An 11795-nucleotide genomic window follows, 5' to 3' on the forward strand; every position below is an offset into this window, starting at 1 on the left:
CTACCGCCGCCAGTCTCCACAATTTGGCAGAACTTTACAGAGTTCAAGGAAGATACAGTGAAGCCGAACCCCTCTACAACAGGTCTTTAGCTATCTGGAAAAAACAATTAGGGGACAACCATCCCGCTACCGCCGCCAGTCTCCACAATTTGGCAGAACTTTACAGAGTTCAAGGAAGATACAGTGAAGCCGAACCCCTCTACAACAGGTCTTTAGCTATCAGGAAAAAACAATTAGGGGACAACCATCCCAATACCGCACAAAGTCTCATCAATTTGGCTTTATTTTACCAGTCTCAAGATGATATTCCTCAAGCCATTAATTATCTCAGCCAAGGACTTGCAGTAGAAGAATACAACCTCTTAGAAAATCTAAAAATGGGGGATGACAAGCAAAAACAAGATTATATGGCAAAGGTTTTAGGGACGACTAATTCGGTGATTTCCCTCAATCTTCAAGCTGCACCCAATAACCCAGAAGTAACCCGTCTCGCCTTGAAAACTATCTTAGAACGTAAAGGACGAATTTTAGATGTTTCAACCAATAGCTTACAAATTCTCCGACAACGTACTGATGACCTCGAAAGTCAACAATTATTAACTCAACTGATTGAAGTTCGGACTCAACTATCTAACCTGACTTTTAAAAAGCCTGATGATTTCCCCTCACAAGAAATTTACCGTCAACAACTTGAAGAAGTTACCGCAAAAGCAAAAGAAATAGAGGGTAAAATCGGTGTTCGTAGTGCCGAATTTCGTAGCCTATCCCAACCCATTACCCTGGAAGGTATTCAAAAACTAATTCCTGCTGATGCTGCTTTAGTTGAAATAGTCCGCTATAGACCTTTTAATCCTAAAGCACCTGAAAATCAACGTTTTGGCATTCCTCGCTATGCTGTTTATATTCTCTATCCAAATGGTGACATCAAAGCCAAGGATTTAGGGGAAGCTAAACCGATTGATGACAAATTAATTTACTTTCGTGACAATCTTGCAGACGCAGAAACTCCTCTCCCTCAACTGCAAAAATCAGCGCGTCAACTTGATGAGACATTGATGCAGCCTATCCGTCAATTATTAGGCAATACTAAAACAATTCTGCTTTCTCCTGATGCTGCACTTAATTTAATTCCTTTTGAAGCTTTAGTAGATGAAAATAATCAATACTTAGTGGAAAATTATCATATTACCTATCTCACTTCTGGACGAGATTTATTGCGCCTTAAAGATAAATTTGCTAGTCAACAATCTCCGCTTATTGTAGCTGATCCTTTCTATGGTAAAGCAGGGGAAAAAGTCGCTCTCACTCGTTCCATAGACCTGTCTGAGTTTACTTTTCCCGGTCTTCCGGGTACAGAACAAGAAGCTAAAGCGATTAAAAATATCTTACCTCAATCCACTGTTTTAACGGGTTATCAAGCCACAGAAAACGCCGTCAAACAAGTTAAAAAAACGAATATTCTCCACATCGCTACTCATGGTTTTTTTAAACCAGAAAGCAATGTGCTTGAGAATCCTTTATTGCGTTCTGGGTTAGTTTTAGCAGGAGTTAAAATCGGTCAAAGTGCAGGAGATGATGGGGTTTTAACTGCTTTAGAAACTACCAATTTAAACTTAGTCGGAACCAAATTAGTTGTCCTTTCCGCTTGCGATACGGGGAAAGGAGATATTAAAATCGGTCAGGGAGTTTATGGATTGCGCCGTGCTTTAGTTATTGCAGGAAGTGAAAGCCAATTAATTAGCCTTTGGAAAGTATCTGACGATGCGACTAAAGATTTAATGGTCGCCTATTATGGACGCTTACAAAAAGGAGAAGGACGCAGTGAAGCTTTACGACAAATTCAATTAGGAATGCTCAAGGGTGAGAAGCAAAAACATCCTTTTTATTGGTCAAGTTTTATTCCTTCTGGTGATGCAACTTCGATGCAATTTGACTGATTAAGGGTTAGGAGTTAAACTTAGTGGTAAGATTATTGGTATCACAAACAATTACTAGGAGAGTCACACAATGGCAACATTTACAGAAAACGACCTCAAAGAATTAAAAGACTTTATTGTAGGACAATTCAAAGAAGTTAATGACAAAATAGACAAGTCATCTGAACAACTTAATGGCAAAATAGACAGATTATCTGAACAACTTAATAGCAAAATAGACAAGCTATCTGAAGAAGTGAATAACTTAAGAGTTGACATAGCAAATATTAAAGGAGAATTAACAGGCGTGAATAAACGACTAGATAACTTGGAATTTACTAATCGAATCATCTTTGTTGCTATTGTTGCTGCACTAATGGCAGGATTAGTTAAGTTATTTTTACCAAACCTTCCTACTAATCCTTAACTGTGATTCAAAAAGAAAACGGGTTTTTTGAAAAAACCCGTTTCCTGAAATCGAATTCAAAATAGGAAATAGCGTTGGGCCATGGGTAAAACCGTAGCCGGTTCACAGATTAATAATTCCCCGTCAGCACGCACCTCGTAGGTTTCGGGATTAACTTCCATGCGCGGCAAAGCGTCATTAAGCTTCATACTAGCCTTACTGATATTGCGCGTATTCGACACTGCCACGGCGGTTTTTTTCAGCTTTAACTTCTCAGGAATGCCCGCTTTCATAGCATATTTAGAAACAAATGTCAAGGAAGTTTTGGCGATCGCACCACCAAAAGAGGCAAACATGGGACGCATATAAACCGGTTGGGGTGTGGGAATACTGGCATTAGCATCGCCCATTTGCGCCCAGGCGATTAAACCGCCTTTCAGGACAATTTCCGGTTTTACGCCAAAAAATGCCGGTTTCCAGAGAACCAAATCGGCTAATTTGCCCACCTCGATGGAACCGACATAATCGGAGACACCATGGGTAATAGCAGGATTAATCGTATATTTAGCAATATATCGTCTTGCCCGCAGATTATCATTCTCTCCCGTTTCCCCGGTCAGTCTGCCTCGTTGTACCCGCATTTTGTGGGCAGTTTGCCAAGTGCGGATAATTACTTCTCCCACTCGTCCCATCGCTTGAGAATCGGAGGAAATGATACTAAAAGCCCCTAAATCGTGGAGAATATCCTCGGCGGCAATAGTTTCGCGGCGGATGCGGGATTCAGCAAAAGCCACATCTTCGGGAATACTCCGGTCTAAATGATGACAAACCATCAACATATCGAGGTGTTCCTCTAAGGTATTCGTCGTATAGGGACGCGTGGGATTGGTAGAGGAGGGTAAAACGTTCATTTCCCCGCAAACCCTGATAATATCGGGAGCATGACCACCGCCGGCCCCTTCCGTGTGATAGGTGTGAATGACACGATTTTTAAAAGCGGCGATAGTGGCCTCGACAAAACCGGCCTCATTGAGAGTATCGGTATGAATCGCCACCTGCACATCGTACTTATCGGCCACGCTTAAACAGGTATCAATGGCTGCCGGAGTGGTTCCCCAATCTTCATGGAGTTTTAAGCCAATTACCCCCGCTTTTACCTGTTCCGCTAGTCCTTCCGGCTGACTGCTATTGCCTTTACCCAAAAAACCCAAATTCATCGGGAAAGCTTCGGCCGCCTCTAGCATTCGATAGATGTGCCATTCTCCCGGGGTGCAGGTGGTGGCATTAGTTCCCGTCGCAGGTCCGGTCCCGCCACCAATCATCGTGGTAATCCCCGACGCAATCGCTGTCTCAATTTGTTGGGGACAGATAAAATGAATATGGGCATCAATCCCCCCTGCTGTCAAAATCATCCCTTCCCCGGCTAATGCCTCGGTAGCAGGACCAATAATAATATCGACATTATCTTGAATGTGGGGATTGCCCGCTTTACCGATTTTATAAATTTTGCCGTCTTTAATGCCCACATCGGCTTTAACGATGCCCCACCAGTCGAGAATTAAGGCATTAGTAATCACTAGATCTACCGCCCCATCTTCCCTAGAAATGGGGGATTGGCCCATCCCATCGCGAATTACTTTACCGCCGCCGAATTTTACCTCATCGCCGTAGCTGGTGAAATCTTTTTCGACTTCGATAAATAATTCCGTGTCTGCCAGGCGAACTTTATCTCCGACGGTGGGGCCGTAGGTTTCTGCATAGGTGCGGCGATCGATGCGATAATTCATAGGGGGAATTCTTGAAAATCGAGATCGATTATACGATCGATTTTCCGGCAATTATCGCTTTTTGGGGATTTTCTTCCATTTTTAATCTGGCTCGTTTTCGAGGATTTCTTTGGCTTTCAGTAAAGCTTGGCGATGTTCTTCGGTGACGGTGGGATATTTTAAACCAAGGGATTCCAGGGTGTGATAAATAACCGCCCCCACAGCTAAACGGGTAAACCATTTGCGTTCTCGCGTAGCGAGCGCGTTGCGACCAGCTGGGATAATATACCAAGGAGCCCATTCGGTACTGGTATGATTGAATACCTCCTCGTAGGCTTTCATGTAATCACCCCAAAAAGCTCTTTCTTTGACATCACTTTCGGAAAACTTCCAGTTTTTTTCAGGGCGATCAATTCTTTCTAAAAATCTTTTTTTCTGTTCTTCTTTAGAAACATTGAGAAAGAATTTCAGGACAATAACCCCATTGTTAACCAGATATTTTTCAAAATTATTAATCTCCTCAAAACGTCGCTGCCAAACTTTCTTGGTTCTGTCTTCTGGGGGGAGTTTTTGCCGTTCCAATAAATCTTGATGGACGCGCACGACTAATAATTCTTCGTAGTAAGAACGATTAAAAATACCGATACGACCCCGCTCCGGTAAGGCTTTATAATATCGCCAGAGATAATCGTGATCTAGTTCTTCGGCCGAGGGAACTTTAAAGCTAAATACCTGACAGCCTTGGGGATTTAAACCCGACATAACGTGTCTAATCGTACCATCTTTACCCGCCGCATCCATGGCTTGCAGATTAATTAACAGGGCATAGGTATCCTGGGCATAAAGTTTATCTTGAAACTCGGCCATTTTTTCGATACCCTGTTGCAGCAGCAGCGTGGCATCTTCTTTGGTAATGTAGTCTGGCTTAAACCCGGGATCGTAGTCTTTGTGTAGAGAAATTTCTTTACCCGGTGGCACTATTAAGGATTGTAAAAATGCTTGGCGATCAATTTTGCTGACCATGCTCTTCTCCTTGATTATTTTGACCCCTAAGATTACATTGTAGCACTTTTGCTCGGAAAATATCTAACCCTTGAACCGGCGAGCCAAGGATGAAGTGGCAAAAGTATATTTAAATAGCTGTCAGTCCCTAAGCAAAATTAATTACACATCTAAGCTGTCAACCGTTTATCAGTTATCGGTAGGAAAATAGAATATTAAGTGAGCAGTATTACAACAGTTATCTTAATGGTGAGGTGCGAAGTTTTCGTTTTGGGGAGTAGGTGGTCGATGTCAAAGTAGGTTACACTTTATCTTGATGAGAAACGCTGTAGATGTATTTTTACTTTAAAAAAAGGTTGATTGCATCAATAAGCTGCTTGAGTTGTTTAATCTTTTCAACTAGATGCAAATATATAAACTCATAATCTAGGAGACTAGCTATTTCTTCCACAGTCCTTTCGCTTTTATCATAGCTTCGTTGTATTAATTGATAAATACTGTCCAGCACTTGACTAGGATGTGGTATTTGTTCTACATCTAGGACATTTAGATCGAAACCTAAATTGTCTAGAATAAACTTAGATGTTAAACAACTATCTATTTTAGTCAGAAAACTGTATTCACCTAAAAACCAAGCTTCGATTTCCATAATCACTAAAATCATCGAAATGGGAATTCCCTTGTTCTGAAGTAAAGGTTTTAAAAATCCTTTAATGCCATTTTCTACCTTAGTTCTATTTTCTAGAGATTCGGGATATAGATCCCGTAAACCTAAATTTTTTTTATAACCATTATTAGTTAAACTATCATGTTGTTTTTTTATATCGGAAAGTACATGAGAATCACATCCGCAATCGTACAAAAGAATAAAGAAAGGAGCAACTTCGATAGAATTTGATTTTAGCGGTTCAATTTTGCGATTAGCTTTATCCCCGCGCACTTGATAAACTTCCACAGAAACTTTTTTGTATCCTGCAATTTCTTGAAGTAACCTGGTTATCAATATTCTTTCGGTCTGTCCTTCCACAAAAATCGCTAGTTTTTTCTGTAACATCAATCTATCACCTCCTCTGAATTAGGTTCCTGCAAGTAGTATTCACTAGCAAAAAAATCAAAGTTATTCAGTCCAATATGTTTAAACTGTTCAAATTGTTCGGGAGAATTAGCATAGTTATGTAATTTAGCGACTCCCGGTTGTCGTTCGATAACTGACCAATACTCAAGAGGAACACCATTCATGATATTCTCATCATTAGTGGTCATGATAAGTTGCACTAAGCCTGTTTTCGCCTTCTCAATTAAAAGTTTAATTATAGCTGAAGATCGTTGAAAATCCAAACCCTCCCCGATATCATCAATAATAATACAACTAGGCTGATCTGACAAAATAGCGTAATTAATCTGAATAAATAATGATAAAGCTCTGAACATTCCTTGAGATATTTCCGATTGTTCCGTGACAGACTTTAACCCATCTTCTTGCACATACAAAAACTTTGGTAAATTGTATGAATCCTCGTCTAAATTTTCAGGAGGCGAAATATTAGACTTGAAAAAACTCGGTACTTTAGTTTCTATCTTTGCAATTTGATAACCGATTCCATTCATATCGTCAAGAATTCTTTGAGTGAATTCATTATGATGTTCTCGTTTTCCCAGCACAAATATTTCAACAACATAATCAGAATCTTTAGTATCTGTTTTAGCTTTTAATAATTCTGTTGTTGGCGGCAATTTAGCTAGGGTATCTTTTCCCAGTTGTGTTCCAAATTCATAGAATCTTAGAGAGCTAGACCATTTATAAATATCTTCCAAGAAAGGGTGTTGGATAGTATCTCTACGCTTAACTACTGCTAATTCTGTTTTAGGTGTTTGAAAGCGAATATCTTTATCTAGTTCTTTTGCATAAATTCTCCCTTCTCCTGTTTTATCTCTTTGTAAAAAAATTTTTTCTCCTATTTTTAACTTTTCTTGAGTAATATATCCATTCTCGATTGTTATAAAATATTCTGTTTGATGCTCGGAGTCTTTATCGAACAACAAATGCCATTCATCTTTTCTCGTCGGTCGATTACCGAGCTTACCCCCATCGCATAGTAGTTCTGATAAAAGGTAGATTACTCGTACAATTCTTGATTTTCCACTGGCATTTTTACCAACGATTAAATTAATATTGCCTAACTGACATCCATCAATTCGCCATTCATTGGGGTTGCCTCGATTAGAAATATATTCAAATTGGTCTAATTTCATTATTTTAATCTCCTTGGTCGCAAAAATCGTCAATAGGGTGAGCTATGAAAAGCCCACCCTAAACTTCATACTAACTCAAAACACCAGAAGGAATCCCTAATATATCCTCAATTTTAGGTAAATCTTCTAGGGGAATTACCCGGCCTTCATCCTCAAAACCAGCGATTTCAATTAAGATTGAGAATATTAATACTAGACAGGATAAGAGCTTCATGTATCTAGAATGTATCAAACTAATCGGTCTTGACTATAAAAACAAATCCGGGGGTAGATAACCCCCTTGTGTACAAATGATCTGGCAAATACATAAGAACTAATTAGCTGATGGTCTGAGTTTTTGTTGTATTTTAGCCTTTATTCGAGCAATAAAGCTGGATTTGTTCTTTTTTTCGGGATCTTCGTAGATAAAAGTTTTGGCACTACCATCTTCTAATATTTCAATTAACTTTAAACTAGGTGCTTGTCTCTGTTGTTTTAGTGACTCAGACATAATAGTTTCCTCTGTGGTTTAGGTCTTACCCCTACTGTTATCATGAGTCAATTGCTTAACCTAGTCAATACCCTAGACATTATTCTTCATTCTCCAGAGTAATTTAACAACGTTATTGTATTGTGTCATCCAGTCTAAAATACTACTATGCAGATTTCTATCATTCATTGAGCTTAAATCCGCACTATCATCGGTATCAACAGCTAATAGTCCCAGAATAGAACTTTTTTGCAGTGCAGCTACAGCTAACACAATTTTTATATGAGGATTAATTAATAGTTCATTGTCTCTTTGGAGAGGGACATAAGAAGACGGTAATTGCTGGGAATTAGAAATATCAATAAACTCCAACGCATACTTTCTTTTAGTCTTCAGGTATGTGTAACCAATTACCCCTTCATCTAATTCAAAAAGTGCCTCTAGTTCCCTATCAGATACATTGCTAGTTTTACATACCATTTGGAGATTCCAAGTAAATAACTTTTGTCTCACTGGTATCCACAAGGATACTCTGATATTGCCTTTTAGATTAAATTTTTGTTTTATATTAACAGATAATTCTTCTAAAAAACTACTGATTGCTGGCACAATGTTTAAGCGAATTGTTTCTAAAAGTTCAATAGTATCTTGTCCAGTCTGTGTTTGAGAGAGTAAAACAGGAATTCCTAAGATAATAATAGATATAATCGTAACTATTTGAGGGCTTTTTAATAATTTCCATTCCCTAGGTATAGGACTATTCTCTCCTGTAAAAAATGAACTTGCATCCCCTAAACCTGTCACAATCGCTACTATTAAGTATAACAAAAATATGAGCTTTTCCCAAGGCTTGAATTTTCTGAGAAAATAATCAAATTCATACTTAATAATTCTTGCAATAATTATTCGTTGTTGATCCTTCATCTAATTTCAAGTTTCTTTGACAATAAAAGGGACTGGATAAATCCTATCAATTCTAAATAAAACTGTTGTTTGACGATTTTCCCAAACTAATTTTTCAATGATAACATCTGCGTAGGCAACCCAATGTTCATTTACCAAAGGAATGGGAACATCAACAGTAATAATTCTATAATCTTCTTTGCTCCCTTGATACTGTTTAGATAATTCCAAACTTTCTGGATAACCTTGAGATGGTTTTAACTTTAAAATACTATTCACTTCACAGGGCATCCCCATAAATTTTACCTCTTTATTTTCTGAAACGAGGGTGAGCTTTTTATAGCTCACCCTAAACCTTCATACTAACTCAAAACACCAGAAGGAATCCCTAAAATATCCTCAATCTTAGGTAAATCTTCTAAGGGAATTACCCGGCCTTCATCCTCAAAACCAGCGATTTCATTAAAGTTCAAATAGCGGTATAAATCCCTGGCAAAAGGATTAATTTTCTCGGTGACAATTGCGAGGTATTCCTCGACGGTGGGAATGCGTCCTAGCAGCGCACAAACCGCTGCTAATTCGGCGGAACCGAGATAGACTCGCGCATCTTTTCCCATGCGATTATTGAAGTTACGAGTCGAGGTAGAAAATACCGTTGCTCTGTCTTCAACCCGCGCTTGATTACCCATACAAAGGGAACATCCAGGCATCTCAGTACGCGCCCCAGAAGCGGCAAAAATGCCATACATTCCCTCATCGCGCAATTGTTTTTCATCCATGCGGGTGGGGGGACAAATCCACAGTTTAGCCTTAGCAACTCCTGCTCCTTCTAATATCTTAGCGGCGGCGCGATAATGACCGATATTAGTCATACAAGAACCGATGAACACCTCATCAATTTTATCCCCGGCGCATTCCGACATTAACTTGATATTATCGGGGTCATTGGGTGCGGCGACAATGGGTTCTTTAATCTCGCTTAAGTTGACGGTGATAATATCCGCATATTCGGCATCCTTATCAGCCTCCATCAGAACGGGATTAGCTAACCATTGTTCCATTTTTGCTACCCGACGTAGGATAGTTTTGGCATCACTATAACCCCGGGCCGCCATATTTTTTAACAGGGCCACATTAGAGCGTAAATATTCCGCCACTGTCTCGGTACTTAACTTAATCGTACAACCGGCACAGGAACGTTCCGCCGTGGCATCGGTTAACTCAAAAGCCTGTTCTAATTTCAAATCCGGCAGCCCTTCCATCTCCATAATGCGACCGTTAAAAACATTTTTTTTGTTCTGTTTTTCCACGGTTAATTTGCCTTCTTGGATGGCGACGTAGGGAATAGCATTAACAATATCGCGCAGAGTTACACCGGGTTGTAATTCCCCCGTAAAACGCACTAAAACCGATTCCGGCATATCCAAAGGCATTACTCCCAAAGCGGCGGCAAATGCCACTAAACCCGACCCCGCAGGAAAGGAAATTCCCAGGGGAAAACGAGTATGAGAATCGCCTCCAGTCCCCACCGTATCCGGCAATAACATCCGATTTAACCAGGAGTGAATAATGCCATCTCCCGGACGTAAAGCCACCCCACCCCGGGTAGAGAAAAAGTCCGGTAATTGGTGATGAGTTTGAATATCAACCGGTTTGGGATAGGCTGCCGTGTGACAGAAACTCTGCATGACTAAATCGGCGCTAAAACCTAAACAGGCTAACTCTTTTAACTCGTCTCTGGTCATCGGGCCGGTGGTATCCTGAGACCCTACCGTAGTCATAATCGGGTCACAGGAAGTACCTGGCCGCACTCCGGGTAAACCGCAAGCTTTGCCGACCATTTTTTGTGCTAGGGTGTAACCTTTACCCGTGTCACTAGGCATAGTGGGACGAGTAAATAGGGTACTAGCCTCAAGTCCCAAGGCGTGACGGGTTTTATCGGTGAGACTGCGACCGATTAAGAGGTGAATACGACCGCCGGCGCGCACTTCATCCAGAATTGTCTCAGGTTTGAGGCTAAAAGTGCTAATAGTTGCGCCCGCTTCGTTGGTGATTTTGCCTTCGTAGGGATAGATTTTAATCACATCCCCCGTGTTCATTTGGCTAACATCGCATTCAAGCGGTAAAGCGCCGGAATCTTCAGCAGTGTTAAAGAAGATAGGGGCGATTTTACTGCCTAAAATATAGCCACCAGCACGTTTATTAGGCACAAAGGGAATATCATCGCCAATATGCCAGAGAACCGAGTTAATCGCCGATTTTCGGCTGGAACCAGTCCCGACCACATCCCCCACATAGGCGACCGGATGGCCTAATTTTTTCAATTCGGCAATGGTTTCTAAGGACCCGGGTTGACGGGTTTCTAACATTACCAAGGCATGAAAGGGAATATCAGGCCGCGTGGTGGCATGGGGAGCGGGAGATAGGTCATCTGTATTGGTTTCTCCCGGGACTTTGAAGACGGTGACGGTAATTTCTTTAGCAAGTTTCGGTTTAGCGATAAACCAAGCACCATTGGCCCAAGCATCGATGACCTGTTTAGCATAGGGATTGGTGTCGGATAATTCCAAAACCTCGTTAAATGCGTCGAATACCAGTAGGGTTTTACTTAAAGCACTGGCACTGGCAGCGGCGATATTAATATCTCTGGATTTCAGCAGTTCAATCAGAGAATGAACGTTATAACCACCGACCATGGTTCCCAGTAAGCTAACCGCACCCTGGGGGGAGATAACGTTAGATTTTATTTCACCTTTAGCAATTCCTGTTAAAAATCCCGCTTTAACGTAGGCCGCTTCGTCAACTCCGGGGGGAACACGGTCACGCAGCAGGGTCAGCAATTCTCCTTTGAGTTCTTCGGGCGGATTTTTGAGTATTTCGCATAATTCCGCCGTTTGTTGAGCGTTGAGGGGAAGGGGAGGGATACCTAATTTCGCTCGGTCGGCAACGTGCTGATGATACGCTTCTAACATAGGTCTATTGTCTCCTAGTCTTCACTTGTGACGGTTTCTTCCTAGGTTACTGGATTTTTGCTAGTCTCTGAATTTCTAGGTTAACGAGAGATGACTTTGCTGTTTGAC

At 40.8% G+C, this 11795-nt stretch carries 11 protein-coding genes; 2 read left to right on the forward strand and 9 right to left on the reverse strand.

The window, feature by feature from the left end:
• Together IM477_RS02710 and IM477_RS02715 are read left to right on the forward strand one after the other, a co-directional pair.
• On the forward strand, positions 1-1937 hold a 1937-nt coding region (locus IM477_RS02710), incomplete at its 5' end, for a CHAT domain-containing protein (RefSeq protein ID WP_287730448.1).
• 70 nt (positions 1938-2007) lie between these two features.
• Positions 2008-2343 carry an LPP leucine zipper domain-containing protein gene (locus IM477_RS02715; RefSeq protein WP_149978404.1) on the forward strand — a complete coding sequence of 112 codons (336 nt, stop codon included), beginning with the start codon at positions 2008-2010 and terminating at the stop codon, positions 2341-2343.
• A 56-nt stretch (positions 2344-2399) separates the two neighbouring features.
• Here the strand turns inward: IM477_RS02715 and ureC are convergent, their stop codons facing one another.
• The 9 genes from ureC to acnB form a co-directional block, all read right to left on the reverse strand.
• Positions 2400-4109 carry an urease subunit alpha gene (gene ureC, locus IM477_RS02720; protein ID WP_193958955.1) on the reverse strand — a complete coding sequence of 570 codons (1710 nt, stop codon included), beginning with the start codon at positions 4107-4109 and terminating at the stop codon, positions 2400-2402.
• An 81-nt stretch (positions 4110-4190) separates the two neighbouring features.
• Positions 4191-5111, reverse strand: a complete 921-nt coding sequence (locus IM477_RS02725; RefSeq protein ID WP_287730449.1) for a polyphosphate kinase 2 family protein — start codon at positions 5109-5111, stop codon at positions 4191-4193.
• 319 nt (positions 5112-5430) lie between these two features.
• Entirely contained in the window at positions 5431-6144 is a 714-nt protein-coding gene (locus tag IM477_RS02730; protein ID WP_193958953.1) for a TOPRIM nucleotidyl transferase/hydrolase domain-containing protein, read from the reverse strand.
• Entirely contained in the window at positions 6144-7343 is a 1200-nt protein-coding gene (locus tag IM477_RS02735; RefSeq protein WP_287730450.1) for an ATP-binding protein, read from the reverse strand. The genes IM477_RS02730 and IM477_RS02735 overlap by 1 nt, the downstream gene beginning before the upstream one ends.
• Before the next feature lie 70 nt (positions 7344-7413).
• The gene (locus tag IM477_RS02740; RefSeq protein WP_002761373.1) at positions 7414-7557 is read right to left on the reverse strand and encodes a hypothetical protein; all 144 of its coding nucleotides are present in this window, start codon (positions 7555-7557) and stop codon (positions 7414-7416) included.
• Between the two features lie 99 nt (positions 7558-7656).
• Complete coding sequence (locus tag IM477_RS02745; protein ID WP_002785471.1) at positions 7657-7833, reverse strand: hypothetical protein; 177 nt, start codon at positions 7831-7833, stop codon at positions 7657-7659.
• A 72-nt stretch (positions 7834-7905) separates the two neighbouring features.
• Positions 7906-8736, reverse strand: a complete 831-nt coding sequence (locus tag IM477_RS02750; protein WP_287730451.1) for a hypothetical protein — start codon at positions 8734-8736, stop codon at positions 7906-7908.
• A 6-nt stretch (positions 8737-8742) separates the two neighbouring features.
• Positions 8743-9063: a DUF2584 family protein gene (locus tag IM477_RS02755; protein WP_287730452.1), complete on the reverse strand. Its 321-nt coding sequence runs from the start codon at positions 9061-9063 to the stop codon at positions 8743-8745.
• 14 nt (positions 9064-9077) lie between these two features.
• Entirely contained in the window at positions 9078-11687 is a 2610-nt protein-coding gene (gene acnB / locus IM477_RS02760; RefSeq protein WP_287730453.1) for a bifunctional aconitate hydratase 2/2-methylisocitrate dehydratase, read from the reverse strand.
• Positions 11688-11795 lie beyond the last annotated feature (108 nt).

The sequence above is a fragment of the Microcystis sp. M090S1 genome (assembly GCF_020246295.1).
GTDB classification, from domain to species: Bacteria; Cyanobacteriota; Cyanobacteriia; order Cyanobacteriales; family Microcystaceae; genus Microcystis; species Microcystis aeruginosa.